The 26,310-nt window shown below is 68.4% G+C and carries 12 protein-coding genes and 6 pseudogenes; 9 read left to right on the top strand and 9 right to left on the bottom strand.

The features are described 5' to 3' along the window. Positions 1 to 324: pseudogene (locus HDA31_RS31010) on the top strand (transposase family protein); the annotation flags it as partial. Positions 325 to 442: 118 nt separating this feature from the next. Here HDA31_RS31010 and HDA31_RS31005 read toward each other — a convergent pair. Further along, a complete protein-coding gene (locus HDA31_RS31005; RefSeq protein ID WP_178066829.1) occupies positions 443 to 649 on the bottom strand; it encodes a hypothetical protein in 207 nt (68 codons plus the stop codon). A 1,537-nt stretch (positions 650 to 2,186) separates the two neighbouring features. Between HDA31_RS31005 and HDA31_RS31000 the strand changes: the two are divergent. Then, positions 2,187 to 3,109 (top strand): annotated as a pseudogene (locus HDA31_RS31000) (IS5 family transposase). Here the strand turns inward: HDA31_RS31000 and HDA31_RS30995 are convergent. Further along, a pseudogene (locus HDA31_RS30995) lies at positions 3,074 to 3,857 on the bottom strand (transposase family protein). The pseudogenes HDA31_RS31000 and HDA31_RS30995 sit on opposite strands and share 36 nt — an antisense overlap. A gap of 215 nt (positions 3,858 to 4,072) precedes the next feature. Here HDA31_RS30995 and HDA31_RS30990 point away from each other — a divergent pair. Further along, a pseudogene (locus HDA31_RS30990) lies at positions 4,073 to 5,190 on the top strand (IS701 family transposase). Positions 5,191 to 5,536: 346 nt separating this feature from the next. Then, positions 5,537 to 9,304, top strand: a complete 3,768-nt coding sequence (locus HDA31_RS30985) for a tetratricopeptide repeat protein (RefSeq protein ID WP_178066830.1) — start codon at positions 5,537 to 5,539, stop codon at positions 9,302 to 9,304. A gap of 301 nt (positions 9,305 to 9,605) precedes the next feature. Here the strand turns inward: HDA31_RS30985 and HDA31_RS30980 are convergent. Next, positions 9,606 to 10,982: pseudogene (locus HDA31_RS30980) on the bottom strand (IS1380 family transposase); the annotation flags it as partial. A gap of 296 nt (positions 10,983 to 11,278) precedes the next feature. On the opposite strand from HDA31_RS30980, the gene HDA31_RS30975 reads away from it, so the two are divergent. Next, a complete protein-coding gene (locus tag HDA31_RS30975) occupies positions 11,279 to 12,757 on the top strand; it encodes a hypothetical protein (RefSeq protein WP_178066831.1) in 1,479 nt (492 codons plus the stop codon). 109 nt (positions 12,758 to 12,866) lie between these two features. Further along, positions 12,867 to 13,352 (top strand): hypothetical protein, encoded by a 486-nt coding sequence (locus HDA31_RS30970; RefSeq protein ID WP_178066832.1) that lies wholly within the window; start codon positions 12,867 to 12,869, stop codon positions 13,350 to 13,352. Here HDA31_RS30970 and HDA31_RS30965 read toward each other — a convergent pair. The 6 genes from HDA31_RS30965 to HDA31_RS30940 form a co-directional block, all read right to left on the bottom strand. Continuing rightward, the gene (locus tag HDA31_RS30965) at positions 13,342 to 16,359 is read right to left on the bottom strand and encodes a coiled-coil domain-containing protein (protein WP_178066833.1); all 3,018 of its coding nucleotides are present in this window, start codon (positions 16,357 to 16,359) and stop codon (positions 13,342 to 13,344) included. The genes HDA31_RS30970 and HDA31_RS30965 overlap by 11 nt on opposite strands. After that, positions 16,356 to 18,467, bottom strand: coding sequence for an Hsp70 family protein (locus HDA31_RS30960; protein WP_178066834.1), 2,112 nt, complete (start codon positions 18,465 to 18,467; stop codon positions 16,356 to 16,358). The genes HDA31_RS30965 and HDA31_RS30960 overlap by 4 nt, the downstream gene beginning before the upstream one ends. Further along, positions 18,464 to 20,134 carry an Hsp70 family protein gene (locus tag HDA31_RS30955; protein ID WP_178066835.1) on the bottom strand — a complete coding sequence of 557 codons (1,671 nt, stop codon included), beginning with the start codon at positions 20,132 to 20,134 and terminating at the stop codon, positions 18,464 to 18,466. Before HDA31_RS30955 ends, HDA31_RS30960 begins: the two co-directional genes overlap by 4 nt. Then, on the bottom strand, positions 20,131 to 20,826 hold the full coding sequence (locus HDA31_RS30950; protein WP_178066836.1) for a nucleotide exchange factor GrpE: 696 nt from the start codon (positions 20,824 to 20,826) through the stop codon (positions 20,131 to 20,133). The genes HDA31_RS30955 and HDA31_RS30950 overlap by 4 nt, the downstream gene beginning before the upstream one ends. Then, positions 20,823 to 21,236 (bottom strand): hypothetical protein, encoded by a 414-nt coding sequence (locus tag HDA31_RS30945; RefSeq protein WP_178066837.1) that lies wholly within the window; start codon positions 21,234 to 21,236, stop codon positions 20,823 to 20,825. Before HDA31_RS30945 ends, HDA31_RS30950 begins: the two co-directional genes overlap by 4 nt. A 215-nt stretch (positions 21,237 to 21,451) precedes the next feature. Then, positions 21,452 to 22,213, bottom strand: coding sequence for a crotonase/enoyl-CoA hydratase family protein (locus HDA31_RS30940; protein WP_178066838.1), 762 nt, complete (start codon positions 22,211 to 22,213; stop codon positions 21,452 to 21,454). 448 nt (positions 22,214 to 22,661) lie between these two features. Here HDA31_RS30940 and HDA31_RS30935 point away from each other — a divergent pair, with 448 nt between their 5' ends. The 3 genes and pseudogenes from HDA31_RS30935 to HDA31_RS33415 all read left to right on the top strand — a co-directional run. Beyond that, positions 22,662 to 22,811, top strand: coding sequence for a hypothetical protein (locus HDA31_RS30935; protein WP_178066839.1), 150 nt, complete (start codon positions 22,662 to 22,664; stop codon positions 22,809 to 22,811). A gap of 321 nt (positions 22,812 to 23,132) precedes the next feature. Continuing rightward, positions 23,133 to 24,377 (top strand): IS256 family transposase, encoded by a 1,245-nt coding sequence (locus HDA31_RS30930; protein WP_178062888.1) that lies wholly within the window; start codon positions 23,133 to 23,135, stop codon positions 24,375 to 24,377. 1,432 nt (positions 24,378 to 25,809) lie between these two features. Next, positions 25,810 to 26,307: pseudogene (locus HDA31_RS33415) on the top strand (AfsR/SARP family transcriptional regulator); the annotation flags it as partial. Positions 26,308 to 26,310: the final 3 nt, after the last annotated feature.

The following is a 26,310-nucleotide window of genomic DNA, read 5'->3' as shown; positions in this document are numbered from 1 at the left end:
CTGGCCGCCGCCCGGGATCACGGCATCATCGAGGCCCTGGCCAGCGCGGATGTGATGACCTTCGCGGACAAGGGGTATCAGCGTGCGCGAGGTAGCGTGCGCACACCGTTCAAGCGGCGCCGCTTCCGGCCGAAGCTGTCACGCCGACAGAAGGCCGTGAACCGGGCGCACGCGAAGATCCGTGCTCGCGGTGAACGCGCGATCGCCCCACTCAAGACCTGGAAGATCCTGGCCAAGCTGCGCTGCCGCCCACACCGCGCGACCGCGATCGTGCAGGCCATCCTCGTGCTGCACCACGTCGAAGCCAACCGCTACGCAGGATGAAAATGGCTCACAGGAAGTGCGCTCACCCAGCTCACCCGCGACTAGCATCGACATCCGCAGCTACCCGGCCGACGCCGGGAAGGCGTCAACCACGGCGATGAACTGCGGAAACTCCAGATCAGGCAGGTGCGGCTGGAGTACTAGGCACGTCGAGCGCGGACTGCATCCGGTCGAGTTCGGGGTCGATGTCGGCGATCGTTTCCTCGTTGCGGAATCCGATGTTGTTCGCCTGCTCGCCACGGCCGTGGGTGCCGCGTGTCCCCGGACCGGGTCTGGCCGGCGAGCGTAACCCGGTATCCGGGCCAGCGAGCTGGGCAACCTCCACGCATAGGGCGTTCCGGTCGGGTTCCGACACGTGCCAGCCGTGGCCGGTCAACTTCAGCCCGCCTAGGACAAAGCATCACAATACTGCACATGGTCGATGGCACTATCGCTCAGGGTGGGGAATAGGCTACATTCAGTGCTCAACGGAAAGTGGGCGTCCGATCCTGAACCCCGAGTGAGGGGAAGCGGCTCGCGGTCGAGCGTCACCAGCCGGCGTCAAGGTCAACTGTCGCCGCCGTTGACGTTGCGTACGCCATCGCGAGCGAAAGGGTCTAATTCACCCGGACCTCAGGGAGCTAGCATCGCGGCCATTATGCGATTATCGAAATATCCGCCCTTCGATACAGCAACAATCGCGCATGGAAAGGCGTGGGATGAATAAATCAAAAGCCGTTGCCTTGTCTACTTTATTCACGACCCTGGCCTTCCTTTTGGGATCACCAGCCGCCGCTGCGGCGAATTCATCCCTCCAGGGAACTGGGCCCGCGTACGCCCCCTGCGGGAGGGCTGGAAGCCACATCGATACAAACCCTTGGGTCAAGACCGGGTCCGGCGCCAATATTCGTACTGGATCATCGACTTCATGCGCATTGGCGGGTACCGTTACTAGCGACTGGATTCTCGACTACTACTGCTACACCCTTGGAGACGACGGCTATACCTGGACCTATCTCTACGTCGTAAGTACGGGTGCCCGAGGTTGGGTACGCGACAACCTGTTGACCGATAACGGTAGCCAGCACTATTGCGGCTGGTGAATCGAAACACTGCCCCTTGAAGAACTCCGCCACTCAAGGGCGAGGCGGCGGGTGATGTGCGCGCAGCCGGCGCGGATTGAACCGGCACGGCCTCGAACATTTTACTGGCCTTGGCCCCACCATGTCTTCTACTCCAACCTCAGGCACACCAGCCACTGCTGCTGTAACAAAAACCCATTGGCTGAGCAGCTCGACAACATCCTTCTCGTGAAAGGTCTAGAATGAGAAAGCTATCCACCTCTGTTGTGCTAGCCATCTCCATGACAACGAGCGCCCTTCTGGTAGCACCGGCCAGCGCCAACGCCGCAGTCAGCACGTTGGCCGAGTCGAGGCCGGGTGCCATGCACGCTTCCTGCGGGGTAGGCGCACCAGACTTGGACTCCACTGCCTACATAGCGAGCGCAGCTGGAGCCAACATGCGAACCGGGTCCTCCACCGGGTGCCCGTCACCAGGCATCGCCAGCAGCGTCGACGCCCTCAACTACTATTGCTTCACCCGCGCAGACGATGGCTACACGTGGACATTTCTTTACAACTTTACGACGAGGAAGTACGGCTGGGTGCGGGATATATTGCTCACCGACAATGGCAGCCAGGCATACTGCGGATTCTGACGCAACGCACCTACCTCGCGGCGTGATGCACCCGTAAGCACCCCTAGGCCGTGTTTCAGAGGTGGGTGCGCTGGTGGGTGTGGCTGTGGTATGTCGCTGATCGGGATGTGAAGAGGTCTCCGGTAGGTAGTTCATCGACCAAGACGAACTTCAGACCGGAGACCTCGTGGCCACGATACCGGCGACGAGGCGGCACGATCTGACCGACCGGCAGTGGACGGCCCTGGAGCCGCTGCTGCCGGTGGGTAAGAAGCCGGGTCGGCCGCCGAAGTGGAGTAGACGGCAGCTCATCGACGGGATTCGGTGGCGCACGCGGGTCGGGGCGCCGTGGCGGGACGTGCCGGACTGCTACGGGCCCCGGCAGACCGTGTACGGGCTGTACCGGCGTTGGCAGCGTGACGGCACGTGGCAGCGGATCGTGACCGGGTTGCAGGCCTGCGCTGACGCCGTCGGTGCGATCACCTGGGACGTCAGCGTGGACTCCACCAGCGCCCGGGCGCACCAGCACGCCGCCGGAGCCCGCAGGAGAGCAGACCTGCAGAAGGAACCACCTGGCGGGGCGGGTGAGGAACCGGCCGACCATGCGTTGGGCCGGTCACGGGGTGGGTTGACCACGAGGCTGCACCTGGCCTGTGAGCAGGGGCAGAAGCCGCTGTCGTTCGTGTTGACCGCTGGGCAGCGTGGTGACAGCCCGCAGTTCGTCCCGGTGCTGGCCGGTATCCGGGTGCCCAGGCCCGAGGGTGGCAGGCCGCGTACCCGTCCGGATCGGGTTCTGGCGGACATGGCCTACAGTTCGCGGGCCAACCGTGAGTACCTGCGCCGTCGGGGCATCAAGGCGACCATCCCGATCAAGGTCGACCAGGCGGCCAACCGAAGAAGGGTTCCAGGGGCGGCCGGCCGCCGGTGTTCGACCCGGTGACCTACCAGCAGAGACACGCCGTGGAGTGCGGCATCAACCGGCTTAAACGCCACCGCGGGGTAGCCACTCGGTACGACAAGCTCGCCGTCCGCTACGAAGCCACCATGCACATCGCAGCGATCAACGAGCCCTTTTCATCGTGGGTTCCGGCTGGTCTGGACGTGATGTAGGACGAGGATGGCCTGCACGATCGCGGTGACGCGTCGGGGGCAGCAGCGGAGCTTGGCCAGAATCTTCCAGGCTTTGAGGGTGGCGACGGCGCGTTCGCCGACGGCCCGGATCTTGGCGTGGTGGCGGTTGACGGTCTTCTGCCGGTGGGACAGTCGGGGTCGGTATCGGCGGCGTTTGAACGGCGTACGGACACTGCCGCCAGCGCCCCTGGTACGCCTTGTCGGCGAAGGTCATGACGTTGACGCTGGCCAGCGCGTCGATCAGGCCGTGGGTGCGGGCGGCGGTCAGGTCGTGCACCGCGCCGGGCAGAGCGGGTGAGGCCCACATCAGACGCCCCTTGCAGTCCGCGATGACTTGCACGTTCACTCCGTGGCGCTTGTGCTTTCCGGAGTAGTACGGGCACTGGTCCGCGACCCGGTCGATGGGGATCAGGGTGCCGTCGAGAATCGCGTAGGCGAGCCGGCCGATGCGCCGCAGGGCCGCGTTCAGATGGTCGGCGTGCGTGGCGAGTAGGTCGATGGCTTCCCGGACGTACCGCTAGGCCGTGGTGATGCTGACCGTGAATCCGCAGGCCAGGCGGGTGATGGTGTCGCCGTTGCGGAGGTGGGCCAGCGCGAGCAGGGCATGTCGGCCGGCATCGAGGCGCCACCACCGGCCCCGGCGTCGAGCGCGTGCGGCGCGGATGAGGTCGGCGAGGTGGTTCAGGGTACGGCTGGACAGCGCGATCGCGGACGGGTAAGACAGCACAGCGAGGTTCCCGGTTGGGGCATCGGATCTTGGTCGACTGCTGTCTTACCGGGAGCCTCGACCTATGTCGACACCAGCTTTCCTCCACACCCATCGCGACCAGGCCCGTCACGATGAAAAGGGCTCAACGAGTGGCTACCCCGCTTCTGAAACGCGGCCTAGTACTGCAACGGCAGTAGGCGAATCACCTTCGGGTCGGGTTCGTTGGTCAGGTCGTGGCGGACGTTGATGTCGATCGTTGGTATGCGGAGTTGGATCGGCTTCATGCTCGGATCGGGGTGCGGTTTCGCCGGTCGGAGCCGCGTCGGCGGGCGCGGCAGTACCTGTGTGGGCTGGTCTCGGGCTTGGTCGGAAGAACGGCTGGACCTTGGCTGAGCAGGCCGGGGATGTGTCGCCGGACGGGATGCAGCGGTTGTTGCGGTGGGCGGACTGGGACGTCGACGCCGTGCGGGATGACGTGCGCGACTACGTGATCGAACACCTCGGCGACCGGCAGGGCGTACTGATCGTCGACGACACCGGGTTCCTGAAGAAGGGCACACGGTCGGCCGGGGTGCAACGCCAGTACTCCGGCACGGCTGCGCGGACCGAGAACTGCCAGGTCGGGGTGTTCCTGGCCTACCGGTCATCCCAGGGACACGCGTTGATCGACCGGCAGCTCTACCTTCCGACCTCGTGGACCGATGACCGCGACCGGTGCCGGGCCGCGGGCATCCCGGACGAGGTGGAGTTCGCCACGAAGGTGCAGATGGCCCGCCAGATGCTCGCCCGCGCCCTGAACGCGGGGGCGCCGGTGGGGTGGGTGACCATGGACGAGGCCTACGGGCAGTCGAAGTCCCTGCGGGTGTGGCTGGAACAGCGGGATGTGGGCTATGTGGTCGCGACCCGCCGCAACGACGACATGATCACCACGACGATGGGGACTGCCCGCGCCGAGGAGTTGATCGCCGCCCTGCCCGCTCGGGCGTGGTGCCGACTCTCGGCCGGCGCCGGAGCGCACGGGCCACGCGAGTACTGGTGGGCTCGGGTGGAGTTGCGGATCTGCTGGCGGCCGGGCCGCGGACACTGGCTCCTGGCGCGGCGCAGCATAACCACCGGTGAGATCGCCTACTACGTCTGCTACGGGCCTCGCCGCACCCGGCTGGTCGACCTCGCTCGTGTCGTCGGGGCGAGGTGGGCGATCGAGGAGTGCTTCCAGCAGGCCAAGAACGAAGCTGGCCTCGACGAGTACCAGGTGCGTGACTGGCTCACCCTCGCGATGGCCGCCCACGCCTGGCTGTCCGTGGCCAGATCCCTTGCGGCAAAAGGGGATCCAGCGCCGGCGACGGCATGATGATCGGCTACACGGTACCGGAGATCCGAAGACTCCTCACCGCACTCGTAGTGCGACACGTCCATGAACCCGAGCACACCCAGGCCAAACACGGAAAACTACGCAGTCCCGCCAACCCCGATCGCCCGGGTCCCCCGGGGAGGCGGGGCTGCGGCTGAAGGATCCGGCCGGCCTGGTCGCGGTACCCGTTCTGACTGCTTGGCGGGGTCGACGCCGGGGTGACCGATCGGGTCTCGCCAGAATCGATGTCGCACATTCGACTTGGCTACGATGCGCGCGGGAAGTTCTGATCTGGTATCGATGTTGCGATGAGCTTCCGCAGGCAGCCGATAGTGGACCTCCACTCTTGAGCCGCGTCGTGCCGGACGAGGCGGATGAGCCGGACGAGGCGGCCGAAGCAGGCTTGAACGCGCAGGGCGAGCGGTCGGTGGTCGGCGGGTCGATCAGCGACAGCATCATCGTGACCGGCGACAACCCCAAGGTCACCCTCAACAGCTATCCGAACAAGCTGCCGCCGGTACGGACTGTCGGCGCGCGGGAGATCTGGATGCCGCCGCGGCGGCCGTCGACGATCTTCGTCGGCCGAGGCGAGGCGTTGAGCGAGCTCGAACGGGCGATGTCAGCCGGCGGCGGGGTCGCCGGGCGGAGTGTGATCGGGCAGAGCGTCGCCGGGCTCGGCGGGGTGGGCAAGACCGAGCTGGCCCTGCAGTACGCGGCGAGCAAGCGGGTCACCTACACTGCGGTCTTCTGGATCACCGCGGACACCCGGGCCGCCCTCACCGAAGGGCTGGCCAGGGTGGCGCGCAAGTTGGTGCCGGGGCTGACCGCGTCGCCCGAAGCGGCCGCGGACTGGGCGACCGAGTGGCTGCAGCGGAATCAGGGCTGGCTGCTGGTGCTCGACAACGTCGAGGCGCCGGAGGACGTCAAGGAGTTCCTGGCCGGGGTCGACAGCGGGCATGTGCTGCTGACGACCCGACGGGATCGGGACTGGACGGACGACGGCCTCGGGTCGGTACGGCTGGGCATGCTCACCATCCGGCAGGCGGTCGACCTGTTGATCCGTCGGACCGGCCAAGACGACCGCCCGGCCGCCCGGCGGATGGCCGTCGCCCTCGGTTGCCTGCCGTTGGCCCTTCAGCAGGCCGCCGCCTATGTCCGCGCGTCGGCCGAGCCACTGGCCACCTATGCCGCCCGGTTGGACGGCGAGCTGGCCGAGGCGATGGCCGAGATGGCACCCAGCGCCCAGCATGAGCGCGCGGTCAGTGAGGTCTGGAAGATCACCCTGAGGGCGCTGCTCGGCAAGGATCGACGCGCGGTTGAGCTGCTCGACGTCCTCGCCTGGCTCGGTCCTGACGATCTGCCCCGCGATCTCATCACGAAGTTCGCCGGCGGGAGTGTGCTGGTGGCGAACCGACTGCTCCTGCTACTGAACTCGTACAGCATGGTCACGCTGACCCACGAGTCGGTCAGCATCCACCGGCTGGTGCAGGCGGTACTGCGGGTTTCCCAGCGCGAGCGCACCGACTCGGGCCTGGCCCCTGCGGGCAGCCGGGCGGTCGACCTGATCGGCGGCGCCGCACCCCCCGACCCGAGCGACAACATGGACGGTTGGCCCCGGTGGTGGAGCCTGCTGCCGCACGTGCACGCGCTCGCGGACAACATCGGGGGCGACAACCAGGATGTCGAACTGCGCAAGCTGCTCAATCAGGCCGGTCTGTTCACCGCCCGACAGGGCCGGTACACCGAGACCGCGAAGCTCGCCGAGTTGGCGTTGAAGATCGGCCGAGCGGGGCTCGCACCGACCGATCCGGAGTTGGCGACGTTGCTGGGCAACCTCGGCGCGGCGTACTCGAGTCTCGGCCGGCACGCGGAGGCGGTCGAGTTCGAGGAGCAGGCGCTCGGCATCACCGAGGGGGAGTCGGACCCCGACCAACTCGCGATCGCGACCCGGCTCAGCAACCTCGCCATCTCCTACAACGCACTCGGCCGGCCTGGTGAGGCGATGCCGCTGATGGTCCGGGCGGTGGACGTCTCCGAGGCGGCCTACGGCCCCGAACACCGGGCGGTCGCCGGCTTCGTGGCGAACCTGGCGTCCATCCACACCGACCTCGGCCAGACCCGGGAGGCGCTGCCGCTGCGACAGCGCGCGTTGTCGATCACCGAGCAGCGGTACGGGCCGGAGCACATCCTGGTGGCGTACCGCTTGGTCGACGTGGCCAGCAGCTACCGCGAGCTGGGGCGACTCGTCGAGGCGTTGGAGCTGGGCCGGCGGGCGAGTGAGATGGCCGAGCGCCTGCTGAAGCCGGACCATCCGGATCTGGCGCTCTTCCTGGGCGGGCTGGGGTCGACCCATCGCGCGATCGGCGAGTACGACGAGGCGCTGCGGCTCGAGCAGCGCGGGTTGGACATCGTCACCGCCGCGATGGACGGAGACCATCCGGACGTCGCCCTTCAGCTCGGCAATCTGGCCGCCGTCTACGGTGACCTCGGTCGGAACGAGGAGGCCGCCGAGCTGGAGCAGCGAGCGCTGCGGATCGTCGAGGACTGCCTCGGCCCGGACCACCCGGATGTCGCCGTCCGGCTGGGCAATCTCGCCTCGACGTACCGCGCGCTGGGTCGCGCCGAGGAGGCGAGGCGGCTGGACCAGCGGGCGCTGACCATCATCCAGACCCAGCACTCACCCGACCATCCGGCGGTGGCGCAACGCCTCGGTGGTCTGGCGAACAGCCTGTACGCGCTGGACCGGTTCGAGGCAGCCGCTCCGCTGCTGACCCGGGCCATCAACATCATCGAGTACAACTACGGCGACCGGCACCTCGACCTGGCCATCCTGATGGGCAGCCTCGCCCAGGTGTACGGCCACCTGGGGCGGCTGACCGAAGCGGTGCAGCTCAGCCGGACCGCGCTCGTCATCACCCAGACCCTTTTGTCCGGCGACCACCCGGACGTGGTGTACCGGCTGACCGCCTTCGCCTCGGATCTGCGGGCACTCGGTCGATGCGACGAGGCGCTGCCGCCGCTCCGCAGGGCACTGCAGATAACCGAGTACACCTACGGGCGGGTGCACCAGGAGGTGGTCGACCAGCTCGACGAGATCGCCGCGACGTACACGGAGATGGGCCGGCACGACCAGGCCGTACCGCCCCGGGTGCGGGCCGTGGCCACCTGCGAGGCGCTGTACGGGCCGGATCACCCGAGCGTGGCCGAGCAGCTCGGACTGCTCGGTGAGAGCTACTACCACCACGGTCGCCTCGAGGAAGCGGCCGCGGTGGAGACCCGGGCGCTGGCCGTCACCATGGCCTCGCCCGTCGAGAAGCGGGGTGAGCTGTCGCTCCGGTTGACGAACCTCGCGATGACATACCAGGAGATGGGCCGACTCGAGGATGCCCTTCCGCTCTGGGAGCGGGCCGTCGCGGTCGGCACCGAGCAGGGCGCCGACTGCAGTACGGTGCTACGCGATCTGCGGCGACTCGGCCGGGCGTACCGTGAGCTCAACCTGCACACCGAGACGATAGCGGTCTGCCGCCGGATCCTCGGCATCATCGAGACCGCGGCCGAAGCTGATCCGATGGAGGTCGCGCAGTGGCTCGGCCGGTTGGGAGCCGCCCACTACCACCTGGGGCAGTACATCGCGGCGGTCCCGTTCGAGAAGCGGGCGCTGGCGCTCGTCGAGGCGACCCTCGGCCAGGACAACCCGGAGCTCGTGCAGTTTCTGGTCAATCTGTCGGACACCTACCGGGCCATGGAGCGGTACACCGACGCGGCGCCCCTGCTGCGTCGTACGGTCGCGTTGATCGAGGTGTCCAACGGGCCGGACAGCCTCGACCTGGCCCACAGGCTGGCGGCCCTCGGCAACACCCTCTACCGGCAGCACCTGCCGGGCGAGGCGATCCCGGTCGAGGAGCGCGCGTTGGCGATCACCGAGGCCGCGCTGGGTCCGGACCACATCGGCCTGGTGCTCAGGCTGGTGAATCTCGCCGCGAGTTACCAGTTGCGGGATCGGGGCGGTGAGGCGGTCCCGTTGCTGAAGCGGGCGCTGCGGATCGCGATGGACAACTTCCCCCCCGACGATCCGACCATCGCCGACATCAGGCTCCGACTCGATGACGACTGACGCCGGTTTCGTGGATCTTGGTGGAGCGAGGCGAAGGCCGAGCGGCGATCCGGCAAGGCGGAGGTCTCTCCGGAACCCGGTGATGCACCCGGACGGGCCGACAACGCCGCCGGTCGTCGTCCGGGCCCACCGCGGCCCACCGGAAGATCCGCGAGAAACGCCTTTAGCCTCGGTCTTTCATGAGTGTTTGATCTTGGTTTTGTGGGTGTGGCTGGCGGTATTTCTGCCGGTAGGCATGGTGTGGGCGCTCAACGCGTGCCCGGGTTCCTCGGAGCTGTTGCAGGGGTAGGGATTGTGGTTCAGTCAGTGGTCGGGGCAGGCTGGCGAGCCGCGTGAACGCGGTGATGATCTGATCGGCCCAGGGCCGGCCGTCGGGGATGCGCAGCCCGGTCCGGCGTGCGGTGCGGGTGATCCGGGCTGGGATGTGCAGGAGCCGGTAGCGCAGCATCTTCGGTTCCGCGCGGGCGAGGTCGCCGTCCAGCAGCAGGGTTTGGGTCCAGGCGAGCAGGTCAATGCCGGTCAACGCCAACTGTAGCCAGGCCTGGTTGATCGCGAAGATCCGTGACGAGAACCGGCCGAAGCCGGTGGTTTTGCCGGTGCGGATGCGGTCCTCGACGCGGGCGTGGGCGCGGTGACGGGCCTCCAGGAACTGCAGGGATCCTTGACCGGGTGGGGTGTCGGTGGCGATGACCTGGTGCCGCAGACCGTTGGCGGTGTCGAACAGCGACAGTTGGGCGCCGGGGTGTGGTCGTTCCCGGCGGGCGATCAGGCGGGTTCCGGCTGGGAAGCCGCTGGTGTCGGCCAGTCCGGTGAGTTCGCAGATTTCGGCGCCGTCACGCAGGCCGCCGTCGGTGTTGATCGCGGGGATCCAGTCGCCTGCCTGCTCGATCGCCGCCCGCACAGGTGCGGTGATCGCGGTGCCCACACTGAATCGGGCGTCGATGCCGTGCTCGCGCAGACCTCGGATGTGGGCGAGGAAGCCGTGGGTGCTGCCGGCGCCGTCGGTGCGGATCAGTAGCGGTGTTCCGTGCCGGTGGACGTCGGGGATCTGCGTGAGGGCCTCATCCAGGACGGTGATGTGGTCGGCGGTGGTGTTCGACCCGGCCCGTCCTTCGCGTAGCAGTCCGGCCAGGGCTTCGCCGGTGCTGTCGAGGAAGCACAGCAGCGGGTGGTAGCCGAATGTCTTCTTCACGTCCGCGTCGCCGATTCCTTCTCGGAATGGCAGATGACCAGGGTGGCGTCCATGTCCAGGACCAGCCCGGGGACCTCGCGGTCCGCCGCGACCGAGGCGGGCAACCAGCCGCGGGTCTCACAGGTCTGCGCCGACGCGACTTCCCGCGCTGCCGCCCGGGCCTGCCACAACCGGGCCAACGCTGCCGTGTCGAGGCTGTCCAGGACCCGCCACCCGGTCGCGTCCGATGCAACCTGCCCAAACAATCCGGGCTGATGGCGCAGCACGCCCAGATCGGCGATCGCTTCGCCGCCGTCGGCGAGCATCACCGCCAGATCGACGGCGACCCGGCCCGGCTCATGGACCGGGCGTCGCTGCCGCAACCCGGCCAGCGCATCACCAAACCCCTGGCCAAACCGGTCACCTCGGCGACGTCGGCCAGCAGGCGGGCGCCGGCGTGACCGACCACGCCCGAACCCCACCAGAGACCGCAAGCTTGGGACGCATGCCGGTACGCTGCACCTTGAAAGTGCCTTCCGTGGATGGATGAGACCCTAGACAAGTCACATCGTTCCAGATCAGAAGGCACTTTCGCGTCCCCGAGACCACCGCCGCGCAGCCCTTAACGAAGGGCCGAGGTTAGTGCCACCGAACGACAGGTCGGTGGAAACTGCTCAGACAACGAAGAGTACTTTGTGGACGATGCTGATCAACGCCCGACGTGGCTAAGGTCGACGTGACTACAGTCGACAGTCCGACCAGCAATTTTCCTCAGTAGGCGCCGACGTCCTCCAGGAGCGCAAATGCCGGCTGCACTATCGACGTCAACACCGGACGACGACCGGTTCGCCAACGTGGCCGGCCTGGAGCCGAATGGGCCCGATGCGGCTGGCAAATTGCGCAAGGTGTACGACCAACTGGTGGCCCTGGGCGCCGGCGCCGACGCGGAGCGGCTGCTGGTGCTGGACCACGCCGCCGGACGCCGCGACTATGTGGCCCTGGAACGAATGCTCGCCATCGAGCACCCGCTCGACCAACTGTCGGAATTGCAACACAGCCGGCTCCGCAACCTGGTCGGTTGGCGTAACGCCGTCGTCCTGGTTCCCCTGCTGTTCACCTGGCTCGTCCTCGGCTGGGCGAGTTGGCGCTACCACGAGCAGCTCAAAGAGCACCCGAACCTGTCCACCCAGCCGTTCCTGGTGCTCTGGGAGCAGCGGTTCGGCGGCGAGTTCATCCCCACCTTCTCGCTGACCGCGGTGTTGGCGTTCGCCTTCCTGACCCTGGTCCTGCTGCTGACCGTCTGGGCGCACCGGCGGGAGACCCGGTCGAACCGCGAGCTCGCCGAGGTCCGTGCGCAGCTCGACGAGGCGATGAGTGCGCTCGCGCTCGCCACCGAGACGAGCTCGATCCGGCCGCCGGTCTCGGCCGAGGAATGGGCCGAGGCCGCACAGCGGGTGCTCACCGAGACCCAGCGACTGATCAGCGCGGCCGTCGAGGACACCCGGGCACTCGCCGAAAGCAACCGACAGATCGCCACCAGCGGTCGGGAGGCCACCGAGAAACTGCACACCGACGGCCTGGCGGCGATGACCGCGCAGCAGGAGCAGGGGCGTGAGTTCGTCGGCAACCTGGCCACCGAAACCCTGACCACGATGGCGGCGGTACGGACCGAGAATGCTCAATTGATCGCCGGCACGACAGAGCAGGCCAAGCTGGTACTCCAGCGGGCGGGGGAGGCCAACAAGCAACTGGTCGAGCAGCAGATGACTCCGTTGTTCGAGGGATTCCGGAACTCGCTGCAGGATTACCGATCCGATCACAGGGTGTACGCGGAAAGCGCCGCCGCGATGGCCAGCGGCGTCACCGAACTGACGGCCGCGGCGCGTACTCTCGGCGAAAGTGCCGGGACCTACTCGACCATCGCCGCCTCCATCGACAAGCATCTGCAACAGATCGAGACGACGCAGTCCGGTTTCGTCAAGCAGGTCACCGAGAACTCGCAGAGCATGACCACCGCCGCCACCTCGATGCGCGAGGTGACGGAGTTGATGAGTGGGCGGATGCGCGGCGACCTGGAGGCGCTCGCCCGCAACGTGGTCGATGCCAGCGGGCGGCTGAAGGAGATCGATCGGGAGCTGGTCTCGACGAGCGCGGCACTCGAGGCGACCACCGCCGCACTCCAGGCCACCGCGACGAACCTGGCAGCCGTCTCGGCCGCGCTGACGGCGCCCCGCGCGCCGCGCCGGCCGAGGACCTGGCGGGACCGCATCACCGGCCGTTGACGCGGGACCCACCCCAGGGCAGGCCGGCGCCCGCCGGCGAAAGGAGAACGTTGTGTGGTTTCTGGCCCGTAGGCGCCAGCGACTGGCTGGGCGGGACCCGGGGAACGTCGTGTTCGGCACGATCGGTTGGCTCTTCGCCGATCTCATGTTCGCGCTCGCGATGAGCTTCCTGGTCGCCACCACGGTCGGACAGCCGCCGCCACCGCCGGAGCCGGCGGCCTCGCCCTCGGCGTCGCCCACTCCGTCGCCGACCCCCGAGGCGGTGCTGGAGCTGGAACCGGTCAGCATCAAGCTGAGCACCGTCGACTGGCGAGGGCTGCTTGCCAACCAGCCCCGGGCGGTCCGCGGCCTGCAGGCCAGGGTGCGGAGCCATCCGGGCCTCAGTGGCCGGCGGGCCGGCCTGGTACTGACCTTCGGTGGCGCGGCCGGCGGTAACACCGGCCGGGGGATGGCCATCGCGCGGCAGGTCAACCAGGCACTGGCCGGTCTGGGCACCCAGGGGTTCGTCTTCCGGGGTGCCGTCTACCGGCCGTTCATCAGCCTGGCCTCCCCGCAGGGCACGCTCACCATCGACGTGTACCTGTTCAAGATCTGAGTGGCGGGCCGACCAGCTCCACCGCCGCGGTCTCGGCTGACGCGGCGGTGAAGAGCCGGTAGTGCAGCGCCCTGTTCCCAGGGCTACGCGGCAGCCGAATGTCCTGCTGCCCACCGAGGGTGGGTGGGGTGCTGAGCGCGATCCGCTCGCCGTCGGCGGGCACCTTCGGCGTCCGATCGGGGTTGCCGACCAGGACCAGCTCGGGGGCGGTCAGCCGTCCGTCGGTGTGCAGCAGCAGGTTGCCCCCGCGTCGGCCCTGCCGCACCTCGTAGTACACCCGGGAGGTCGGCCGGTGGGCCCGCAGGCGTACCCCGGAGGTCACGAAGTCCACCCCGTCGCGGCGCACCACGCTGGCGATGACCAGGTGAATGTCGTCCGCGCTGACCGGCAGTTCGGCGCTCCCGAAGGGCTCGACGTCCACCCGGTTGACGGTCGACGGGTCAGCCGCCGCGGTGGGATCGACCGGTGCGCCGGCGGGGTCGTGACCGATCAGGACGGCCGAGACCTGCTGGGGCCAGGCCCAGCCGATCCGGACCTCCGCTCCGGCGAACTCCACTCTCAGCTGCGTCGGCTCGTCGACCTTCGCATAGCGCCGGGCCTGGCCGACATGTCCCGAGCCGTCGACGACCAGGACCGGAAAGTAGGAACAGACCACCAGGTCCGAGAGCCAGATGTCACTCGCCGGGTAGTCGTCTTCGAGGACCACCCCGTCCCGTCCCAGTGCCTGGATCGTCCCCTGGTCGCCCTCGCGTAGCGAGCCGACTCCCAGCTGCCTGACCACCTTCACCGTGCCCATCTCGGGGGTGGGCCAGCGGAGCAGGGTCCGGTGGTTAAACATCCCGGTGGTCGACGCCTCCCCGGTGATCGTCAACGGCCCGGGCGGCGCCGGCCGCCCCATCGGAGTCGCGGTGCACGAGACCCCTGGCGACCAGCAGATCCGGCCGGCGAGATCCCGGTAGCCGACCCGGATCGTGTAGCGGTACCGCACACCGTTGTGGACCAGCTGATCGTCGACCCGACCGGGTTCGACGCAGGCCACCAGCCGGGTGTCCGCGGCGGAGCCGAAGTCGGTCCGGCGTACCTCGACCTGGGCGGCGTGCTCGGGCAGCGCCCAGGTCAGGATCACCCGGCCGTCCTGGACCTGACTACGCAGGTCGACGACGTCCGCGGCGACGAGGACCGGTTCGGTCAGCGCGGCGATCGAGTAGGTGCCGCGGCGTTTGGCGAAGACCGCGTACCAGATTGGCTGGCCGGCGAGTCTGGTCGCACCGCGGTCCAGCCAACTCGTGGTACCGGTCTCGGCGATCTGCTGGCCGGGCATCGCCTCGACCGACGTCGGTGGGTTCGGGCCGGTCGTGCGGAACACCACGTACGAGACGCCCGGCTCCGGGGAGGGCTCCCAGTTCAACGAGACGCCGACGGCGGGATCGGCCACGAGGCCCCGGGCCCGGGTGGGCGGCTCGGGCAGGATCTGCCGTAGCCCGATATGGGCCGGCTCGTAGTCGTCGCAGACCGCCAACGCCTCCGCGTACAGCTCGGCCCGGCTGGCTGAGAGCAGGCCCGGTCGGCCGGCCCGCTGGCAGAGCGCCTGCGCGGCGCGTACCGCCCGCTCGGCCTGCCGCAGCAGCTCGTCGCGGTGCAGCAGGCCGGCCGGCGCGGCCCGCAGCTGCCGCTCGGCGGCCACGAACCGCCGCGCAGTGATCATGAGCTGTACCGTCGCGGTCGCTTCGGCGATGGCCTGCTGGGCCTGTTCCAGGCTGAGTCGCTGGCCGGTGATCTGCTCGGCGAGCTGGTCGGCGCGTCCCGGTGGCAGCTGCCAGATCCGGGCGGCCCGGTCCAGGTGCAGCTGAGCCTCGGTGAAGTCCAGCCGCTCGATCGCTGTTCGCCCCAGCAGCACCAGACTCTCGACCAGCCGCCGCTGCCCGATCGGGAAGCCGCACCGGCAGTCCCCGCCGTACCGTCGCTCGGTGCGATCACAGCTCGGGCAGCGCACCTCGAGGTCCTCGCCGCAGGTCTGGCAGCGCCCGTCGGTCGGCTGATTGAGGTCCTGACAGTAAAGGCAGCGGAGCAGTTTGGCGATCTGCCGCTGGGCCTGCTCGGCCGGCAGCTGTACCGGCCAGCCCCGGGCCCGGAAGTGTTCGACCAGATAGGTCGTCGCTTGTTCGAGGTCGTCGACGCCCTCCGCCCGAGCCCGCAGGAGGAAGAGCTCCACCTGCGCGGCACGGACCTCGTTGGCCAGCGAGAGCGCCCACTCGAACCGTACGACCAGGTCCCGGAGCCGCTCCACCCGCATCGACTCGTCGTGCCGGCGACGGAGGTCCTCGGTGGCGAAGACCCGTCTGGCGTGGCTGCCGAGCTTCTGCTTGCGGCCGATGTTCGGATCACTCTTGTCCTTGAACCTCCGCATCTTTCTTTCGAGCGCTTCGGCCGCGTCCATCAGCCGTTCCCGGGGACTGCTGCTGGTCAGGTCAGGGTCGCACTCCTTCAGCACGTCGTAGAGGGAACGGGCCCTGACCTCGGCGAGCAGCGTTCGCAGCTGGTCCTCGACCTCGGTGTCGAGCCTCGAGGAGGCCGCCGGCGGCTGGAGGCTGCGTACCTTCGCCCGCCTGATCCGCTTGGCGAGTTTCGGGCTGCCGGCCAGCACGTCGCCGTACTCGGCCTCTGCCCGCTGCCGCTCGGCTTCGAGGAGGAAACCCCGGGCGAGCCAGACGTCGAGCAGCTCCGTCAACTCCCTACGCTCAGCGAGGACCGCGGCCTCCCGCAGCCGTAACGCGGCGGCCCGTTGCTGTTCGCGCTGCTCCGGGTTGCTCATGTCCCGCTCGGCGTTCCGGATCGCGTGCAGGTTCGTCTTGGCCTCGGATGCTCGAGTGCTCAGGCCGGTGGACGCCTTCGTCCACCGCTGCCGGGCCGCCTCCACCGTCCGGATGAACAGTGCCTGGTCCCAGGGCTGCTGCGGGTCGAGCTCGAGCAGGACGAAGTAGTTGGCTCCGTTGTCGGCGGCGGTCACGGCCGGGTGGCACCTTCGGTGATCTCCCGGGCGATGGTGCCGAACACGCTGCTGAGCTCTCCGAGGTCGGTGAAGAGCGCCTGCTCGGTCGAGGAGGCTATCCGCCGCAGGAAACCCTGGTCGGCACCGCCGAAGCCGACCGCGACGACGTCGATGCCGTCGCGGTGACAGTGCTGGGCCTGCTTGACCGCGCGGCTCTGGTTGGACCAGACCCCGTCGGCCAGCACCACCCCGAACCGGCGACCCGCGCTGCCGGCCAGCAGCTGGCGCAGCTCGTCGAAGGGATGGGTGGCGTTGCCGTACCCGGTGCTACCCACCACGAGTCCCCGGATCGCCCGCTCGATGACGGCGGCGTTGGAGGTCGCCTGCTGCTCGGCGCGCACCCGGTCGGAGAAGGCGATCAGGCCGACGGCGGTCGTGGTCAGATCGAGCTGGCTGACGAAGGTTTCCGCGGCCCGCTTGGCCTCGTTCAGCGGGAGGCCGGACATGCTGCCGGAGAGGTCGAACGCGAGGTAGACGGTCATCGGCTCGCGGGCCACCGAGCGGACCGGCGGCTGCAGGAAGCGGCCGGGAACGTCCTCCGGTAGCTCGGCGACGGTCACCGCCAACGGCGCTCCGCTGCTCCGCTCGGTCGCCGTCACCCCGACCAGGACGTTCTCGTCGTAGGCGTAGGCCACGTCGACGATCACCTTGCGCCGGCCACCGGGCGGGAACCTGGTGACCAGATAGCGGCCGAGGTAGACACAGGTGGACGGATCGTCGGTCTCCCCCTGGGTCAGGTAGACCTCCAGCAACTCCTCGCCCCCGCCGTCCAGCTCGAACTGGTAGGGCCGGGTCTCGGTGCAGGGGATCCGCTGGTTGCGGGGCAGCAGGACGCTGTTGACGTACCGGTCACCGGTCGAGTTCTCGGCGATCATGCCGAGGCTGTGCGCCACCACGCCGCTGACCCTGCGTGGCGCCGACAGCCGCAGGATCGGCTCGGCCGGGACCGCCGACGGGCCGGCCAGCCGCAGCTGGGCGGCGCTCTCCTCTTCGAGCAGGATGGCGGCCTGGGCGGCGGCGCCGAGCGCGACGGCGTGGTCCGGGTGCACGCCGCCCATCGGCGGCCGACCGGACAACTCCTCCAGATAGTCGCGCACCATCGGCATCCGGGTGGAGCCGCCGACCGGCAGTATCCCGTGGATGTCGGCCCAGCTCAGGCCCAGCTCGTCGAGGACCTGGCCGGTCAGCTGGCCGGTCTGCTCGAGCAGATCCCGGCTGGCCCCCTCGAACGACTTCCGGTCGATCCGGGTGCTGAGCGGCGGGCGCCCGTCGACCACCAGCCGAAGCTCGGCCGACTGCCGGGCGGAGAGGGTGCGCTTGAGTCGCTCGACCTCGACCAGCAACGCCCCCGGCTCGTCCTCAAGCGCGGCGGCCTCGGCCGGAAAGGCACGCAGCACGAGCCCGGCCAGCCGGTCGTCCCAGTCCCGGCCGCCCAGCTCGTGGTTGCCGTCGGTGCAGAGCACCCGGATCTCGTCCGGTCCGATCTCGACCAGCGAGACGTCGAACGTGCCGCCGCCCAGGTCGTACACCAGGACCCGGCGGGTCCGGGGACCGGGCCGCAGCCCGTAGGCGAGCGCGGCCGAGGTGGGTTCGCTGATGATCCGCCGGACGTCCAGCCCGGCCAGCCGGCCGGCCTCGATGGTCGCCGCCCGCTCCGGATGGGTGAAGTACTCCGGCACGGTGACCACCGCCCGGGTCACCGGCCGGCCCAGCGCCGCCTCCGCCTGCTCCTTGAGGTGGGCGAGAACGAGCGCGGAGAGCCGAGTGGCGCTCCACACCTCGCCGCCGAGCGGGAACTGGAACGACGGATTCCCCATCGACCGCTTGAACAGGTACGCCACCTCGGACGCGCCGCGGGCCTGGTCCGCCTTGGCCTCGGCGCCGACGATCGGGCGGCCGGCGGCGAAGCTGACCACCGAAGCGGTCAACGGCTCACCCAGGGCGTTCGGGATGATCTCTGGATCGCCGTCGGGGTTGACCCAGGCCACTGCGGAGTAGGTGGTGCCGAGGTCGATGCCGACGGCGAGCGGCCGGGAGTCGACGACGGGGCCGGACCGGCCGGTCAACCGAGGATCCGGATGCTGTTCGCGTGCTTGATGGCGACCGCCACCTGCTCGGCGGAGAGCGCCCGGTTGGTCTCGATGACGGCGGTCACCTCCTTGCCGCCGACCGAACGGTCCCGCCCAGTGACGGTCAGCCGACCCTCGTTGTCGAGCCGGAACACCACGTCCACCGGCGAATCGGCGGGCAGGTCGCTGGCGAGTTCGAGCATCGCGACACCGACCTGCTCGCCGGTGTCCAGATCCTTGACGACCGCCTCCCGGGAGGTGTTCTCGAAGATCCTCAGCTCGACCGCGCCCATGCCGCTGTGCCGGATGCCGAAGGTCCTGGTGGCCTCGGCCGGCAGGGCCTGCTGGGCCAGGACGAGGTTCGAGATGACCTCGGTGTCGTCCGCAGTGAGGGCGATCACCCCGAAGCTGTGGCTGACCACGTTCCGGACCACCATGCCGCTGAGGTACTGCACGGTGCCCAGCCGCAGGCCCATGTCGCTGGCGACCAGCTCCTCGGCCGCCATCCGCACCTTCTCCGGTGCGGCAGCCACGTCCACCTGCTCCGGCGCCCGGTCGAGCTTCTTGCCGATCTCGGTCCGCACCCGCTCGCCGACCGCGAGCTTCTGCCCGTAGATCGCGGCGCCCTTGGCGACCGCCTGGTCCGGCTCGAAGGACTTCACCTCGAGCGAGAACTCCGCTTCGAGTCGAGCGGTGACCTGGGGCATCTTCGTCGAGCCGCCGACCAGCAGGATCAGGTCGATCTTGGGGTAACCGAGCTCCCGGGCGGTCTCCATCACCTGCCTGGTCAGCGACATCGTGCTGTCCAACAGGTACTGGGTGAGGTCGTTGAACTTCTCCCGGGTCAGCGGCACCGTGACTTGCTGTCCGTCGTGGGTCACCGCCACCTTGGTCTGCGCCATGCTGCTGAGCGACCACTTCGCCCGCTCCGCCCGCAGCCAGAGATCCTGCACGGTCTCCGGAGAGTCGAGCGGGTCCGTCCCGGCACCGGGGTGCTCGGCCTGCCACTGCCCGGCGGCGAACTTGACCAACTCCTCGTCCCAGTTGCGACCGCCCAGCTCGTGCGCGCCATCGGTGGCGACCACGGTGATGGCACTGTCCTTGATGTCGATGACGGTGACGTCGAAGGTGCCACCACCCAGGTCGTACACCAGCACGACCTGGTCCTCGGGGTGCTGGGCGCCGTAGGCGATGGCCGCCGCGGTCGGCTCGTTGATGACCTCCAGGACATCGAGCCCGGCGATCCGGCCGGCCGCCGCGGTCGCCTCCCGCTGCGGGATGCCGAAGTACGCCGGACAGGTCACCACGACCTTGTGCGGCCGGGTGCCCTCGTGCCGCTCGGTGTCGTCGACGACCTTGCGCAGGATGTACGAGGAGATCTCCTCCGGCGAGTACCGGTGACCGAAGAACTCGCGTCGCCACTCCGGCTTGCCCATCTCGCGTTTTATCATCTCGACGACGTTCTCCGCCTCCATGACCGCGATGTTCTTCGCCTCCCGGCCGACGACCCGGGTCTCCGCGTCTTCGAAAAGCACGACGGACGGCGTGGTCAGCTCACCCGCGTCGTTTGGGGTGATGTGCGGACGGCCGCTGAGGTCATCAACGTGGGCGATGCAGGTGTAGGTGGTGCCGAGGTCGATGCCGTAGACGCGACTGTCGGTCATGCAGGGTCTCCTTGGTCGGTCTGCGGGGACGGCGCGGGGGACGCCGGGTCCGGGTTGCCGCCGGTGGCCGGGGTCGGCACCGGCCCAACCGGGGGCGGTGCCGTGCTGCGGTCGCCAGCCGGCGGGACGAGCCGGAAGGCGCTGACCCACTCCGGGCGTAGCACCTTGTCGTTCCACTGGAAGCCCGGCCGGAGCCGGGCGGCGACCCGACGGTGCAGCGTCGGGTCCTCGGTGGGTTCGGTCGCGACCACCCGTTGCCGGGTCCGGTCGACCACATCGGCGTCGCCGGTGAACGGCTCGACGCCGTGGCGGGCAAGCATCTGCTCGACGGAGTCCCGGAAGAACCCGACAAGCTTCCCGGTCTCCGCCGAGCGCTCGGCGGAATCGGCCGCTTTGGTCAGGTCGTCGTGCAGCGTGATCAGATCGATCAGTACCGGTCTGAGTTGCAGCTGGGCGCGGTTCTCCCGGTAGGCGGTGAGTTCGTCGCTCATCGACTGGACGAGCTGTTCGCGTACGGCGTCATATCGGATCTTGGAGTCGAAGGCCGACTGCAGCTTACTCATCTGCTCCAGGAGCTGGGCGAAAGGCTCGTTCGCCGGGCCTTCAGCCTCCGTTACCTGGTTGTCGGCGGCCTCGGCCGGCGTGGTGTCTGGATCCTCGACGACAGAGTTGTCAGGCCCGGAGCCGGTCATCTGGTGATCTGGGCGTTGTCGCCGGTGACCAACATGCCGCCGCTGATCGTCGCCGCTCCGATGGCGCGTTCCCCCGAGACGGTCACCACCGGTCCGGCGGTCGACACCAGCTCGGCCAACTCGGTCGCGAGCTGCGGATTCGCCGCCAGGATCTTACGAATCTGCAGCCGGACGGCCGCCACCCGGTCCCCATCGGACACGTCTAACGCCAGCTCACGGACCGCCTCCGAGAGCGGCTGCGTGGGTTCCTCCCGGCCGGTCAGCCGGCGCAGGATCTGCCCGCCGAGATCGAGCGTTGCGTCGGCCGCCGCATCCTGAACGCGAGTGAGGACACCGGCGCCGTACGCCCCGACAGCCGCTGTCACAAACGGAACCACCGCCGTCGCTACAGATGTCACATCAACATCCACGCTGTCACCTCCGCCGACTTATACGAGGTCTTGAGAAATACCACAGGTGGCCCACGACCCTCGCGGTCCGGATGCGTGAATGGACCATCCACCGAGGATAGACAATCCGAAAAACTCCGCGCGGGCGGTGGCGAAGGTGCGGATCGTCAGACGTTCGGCCGAGCCGATTGTCGGATATTCCCGCGAGTCAGGTTCCCGACTGCGCTGACCGCCTATTACCCGGACTCGCCGTGCCGGCCGGCACCGGCGGTGAACCGGGCCGCGCCGGTCAGCGCGTCGGCGGCGAGCGAGTCCAGTCCGTAGGCCAGCTCGGTCGCCAGCGCCTCGTCTTCCGGCTGGCCGACGCCGGCCAGCAGGGCCAGCCGATCGTTGCGCAGGCAGGTCTGCGGTGTGGCGGCGATCTCGGCGGCCAGTCGCTCGGCCGCCGCGCGGGCGGTGCCCGGCTCGACAAGCCGGTTCATCAACCCGATGGCGTACCCCTCGTCGACGGTCACCGGTCGGCCGGTGAGGATCAGGTGCATCGCCCGGCTCTCGCCGATCAACCGGGGCAGTCGAACCGTGCCGCCGTCGATCAGCGGTACGCCCCAGCGGCGGCAGAACACCCCGAGGGTGGCGTCGGACTCGGCGACCCGCAGGTCGCACCAGAGCGCCAGTGCCAGCCCACCCGCCACGGCGTACCCGCTGATGGCGGCGATCACCGGCTTGCCCAGGCGCAACCGGGTCGGGCCCATCGGACCGTCCCCCGCCGCCTCGACCCGGTTGCCGCTCGGCGTACCGATGGCGGTCAGGTCGACTCCGGAGCTGAACGTGCCGCCGGCTCTGCAGAGCACCGCGACCGCCGCGCCGTCGTCGGCGTCGAAGGCCCGGAACGCGTCGGCGAGCGCCTGTGCGGTCGGACCGTCGACCGCGTTGCGGCTCGCCGGTTCATCCAGGATCACCGTTGTCACCGCGCCGTCCCGTTTCACCCGTGCGCCCATCGGCACAGCATGCGGGACGGCCGGTGCGGCTCAACTCTCCGGTCGCCGACCTGGTGGGGGCCGCGCTACAGAGGTTGAAAGGTCACTTTCGTCTGTTGTGGAGTTGATCGTGATGTGGAGGGTGGGGCTCGGGGTAGATCGAAGGTATGAGATACCCCGATGGTGGTGGTCTGTCCCGGCAGGGGCGGGCTCGACGGGAGGCGGTGCGGCGGCAGGCGGCGGACTGGCTGGCCCAGGGCATTCGGTACCGGAGATCGCGGTGCGGCTGCGGTGTCGCAGAGCGCGGTATTCGGCTGGCGTAAGCGGTGGCGTGACGCCGGTACCCGTACGGACGGGCTTACCAGCATTGAGCGGGAGGAGTTGGCGGCGTTGCGGCGGAAGAACCGCCGGCTGCGCGAGGACGTCGACATCCACAAGGGGGCGACCGATTCTTCGCAACGGAGACCCGGTGAACGTGTACCCGTTCATCGAGGCGGAGAAGGCGCGGCCCGGCGGGAACGTGAAGCGTTCCTGTGAGCTGCTCAAGGTCTCCCGATCCGCCTACTATCAGCACCACAACAACGGCCCGTCGCCGCGGGCCCTTGGTGACCAGGGGTGAAACTCCCACCTCCGCCGGTACGCAAGGGAAGGCGACTCTCCGTGGCCCGGGTGCGCAACCACGGGATGGAGGCAGTGGCGTGGCTCACCGCCACGCTGATTGTCCTCCACCACGTCGTTGACCCGGCGAAGCACAGGTCTGGCGACTCGCTCTCATCGCGGCTGTCGTGCCGTCCCTACTGTGGTTCTCTACGGCAGCAGGGCGGTTGCGTCCACGGAAGTGGTGTACGACTTGCCCGTGTTGGGCGTGTTGCGTAGATGAGAGACGGCCATCGCGTCGATCCTTCAAGACGACCAAGTCAGAGAAGGAAGAGAGAACGCGATGGCCGCTTCAGAGAGTGTGAACCCCGTTGACCTGCTGCGCGAGCAGATCGAGGGCGCGTCGCCGGACGTGTTGCAGGCGATGATCAAAACGTTCGCGCAGGCGGTGATGTCCGCCGAGGCCGACGCGATCTGCGGCGCCGGTTACGGACAGCGCAGCGACGAGCGGGTCAACTCCCGCAACGGCTACCGGCCTCGGGAGTGGGACACCCGGGCCGGCACGATCGACCTGGCGATCCCGAAGCTGCGGCAGGGCTCCTACTTCCCGGACTGGCTGCTGACGCACCGGCGGCGGGCCGAGCAGGCCCTGGTCTCAGTGGTCGCCACGAGCTATCTGCTCGGGGTGTCGACGCGGCGGGTGGAGAAGCTGGTCGAGCAGCTCGGGATCCGGCAGCTGTCGAAGTCGCAGGTCTCGGAGATGGCCGCCCACCTGGACGCCCAAGTCGAGGCGTTCCGCAACCGGCCCCTCGACGCCGCCCACTACACGTTCGTGTGGACCGACGCGTTGACGATGAAGGTCCGCGAGCACGGCCGCACCGTCAACGTCCACGCTCTGGTCGCCGTCGGGGTCAACGCCGACGGCCAACGTGAAGTCCTCGGCGTCGACGTCGCCTCGGACGAAGACGGGGCCGGATGGCTGGCATTCCTGCGGTCCCTGACGGCCCGCGGACTGTCCGGCGTCCAGCTCGTCATCTCCGACGCCCATCGCGGCCTCGTCGCAGCGATCGGCGCCGCGCTGCCCGGCGCCGCCTGGCAACGATGCCGCACCCACTACTTGCGCAACCTGCTCACGAAGGTCCCCAGATCGGCGCAGCCGTGGATCGCCACCCTCGTCCGCACGATCTTCGACCAGCCCGACGCCGACGCCGTCCACGCCCAGTTCCGGCGGGTCGTCGCCACGATCGAAGCGAAGTTCCCCGCTGCGGCCGAACACCTCGACGCCGCCCGCGACGACCTGCTCGCCTTCACCGGCTTCCCCCGCGAGATCTGGCGCCAGATCTGGTCCAACAATCCCCAGGAGCGGTTGAACAAGGAGATCCGCCGCCGCACCGACGTCGTCGGCATCTTTCCCAACCGGGCGGCGATCATCAGACTCGTCGGCGCGGTCCTGGCCGAGCAGACCGACGAGTGGACCGAAAGACGCCGCTACATGGGCCTGGAACTCCTCGCCAAAGCCCGCCTGATCACCGTCGACACCCGCCAACACGACACCGACCAGCCCAACGCAGCACCAATCGCCGCATAGCATCAGACCGGATCACGCGATGGCCGTCTCTTACACCACCAGCGCGGACGTGACCGGCAGGGCTTGTCTGGCTGACCCGCCGCCCGGTGGAGACACAGACCCAGCTACCGGCCACGGCTGAGGTTCCCCCGATAACACGAGTTCGTTCTCGCCTGATAGTTCGAGCGGATAGGTGCTTCGGTGTGCTCATGATTCGCACAAGGTTGCTCCGATGGGTGACCCCTGGGAAGACTGAGTGGGTTCTGCTCCTGACCGCCGCGATCGTTGGCGGACTGGCGTGGAAGACGGGTGCACCCGAACGGGCGGGCCTGGTCCTGTCGCTCGCCATCGCCTTGCTTGTCCGATGGGTGCGGCAACAAGGACTCATCGATCGGGCAGCCGTCGGCTGGCTCCACCGGCATGAGGAGCCTTCCGCTTCTTGAGAGCCGGCGGCAGCCTCCAGCGGAGGGACTGGACCGCCGCGGTCCGGTCTCACCAGCCCCGGGGGCGACCGCCGCGCAGGGCCGCCCGCACATGCAGGAATCAGATGCGTCGGCCTCCCGGCCGTCACCGCCGATGATCGCCTGGATGACATCCCGACCCCTGCGCGCCACACCTGCGCCAGCCCAGGTCAACGGCAACCGACCGACCGGACACCCACCCCGCCAAACAAGATCCACTATACCGACCACAGTGGACGTTGATCGCACCCTGACCCATCGCATCCCAGCCACGATCCAGACCAGTCGACATGCAAACGCACTGGTCAGCACAGCCCGGCACGAACCACCGCCGGAACAGCACACCGACAACGGAGCACGATCGGAGCACCAGATTCCAAATCCTGGGAAGATCCGTCCCAGCCCGCGAAAGCGATCAAGGCCGCGACCCGCGTTTCCGCTGGTCACGACCTTGATCGTGAAGCGCGCCCGAAGGGACTCGAAGCCCTAACCTTCTGATCCGTAGACGACAAGCCAGCCGAACCAGGTCACAGCCTTGATCGAATCAATCTCGCGCACCCGATTAACCCCACTTTGACGCCATCTTTCGGCCTGTCAAGAACTTCCTTGCGACCGTCCTGCACTGCGAGACGCAGATAGAGCAATCGCTATTGCCGGCAGCGTGGATGGATTTCTGCGGACCCTATACCGCCGCGCAAACCACTGACGAACGGCGTCGAGATCGGCACTCGTCAACCGCGATGCGGATCGACGCGGCGCGGCGGGACTGCACAAGTAGTAGCCTTGACAGATTTGTCAACATGTCGGACGCTCCGTCGAGCGCATGGATCAGGCAAACCGGCGAGCGCTTCGGGCCGCCCACCAGCGGTTTCGGGCACGGTCAGAGCGGTGCGCGGGGCACCTACGAGATCAACTATGATGACAGCGGGGGCATTACTTCACTTCGAGCGATCAGCATGGCGTGGGAATCTCGATGATCACCTGAACGGGTCATGCCCGTCTTGTTGCCAGCCGCAGTGGAGTTTCTGCTTCAAGCCGCCCGAGCCAGAAACACCAGGACCTTGCCGTGGCCCTGCCGACGTTCTGATCCGCAGAATCACTCCTGCCCACGCTCCCGGCGGGGTCGCTTGTGGGGTGAAGAACCCACATTCGGGCCATGCGGATCTCGCTATGGTCTGGTAGTCCAATCAGCTAGAGCTCTCGGGGGCGCGGCCATGGGCGGCTTCTCTATTGCGATGCTGGGCGACCTGCAGGTGCAGACGGCGGGACGCTCAGTGCCAGTACCCGGAACCAAGCAGCGACTGCTTCTTGCCACGCTTGCTTTGAGGTCTGGTCAGATCGTAAGCGTCGATGAACTAGTTGAGCGATTGTGGGACGAAGAGCCACCACGCTCTGCGCGGACCACGCTGCGGGGCTATGTCAGGCGCCTGCGGAGCGTACTGCGCGGGGCCGGCCGCACTGATTCCACAGCTATAGACTTCGATGCTGGCGGA

Source organism: Micromonospora carbonacea (assembly GCF_014205165.1).
Taxonomy (GTDB): Bacteria; Actinomycetota; Actinomycetes; order Mycobacteriales; family Micromonosporaceae; genus Micromonospora; species Micromonospora carbonacea.
The sequence above is the reverse complement of the archived record's forward strand: the minus strand, read 5'-3'. Positions and strand labels throughout refer to the sequence as shown.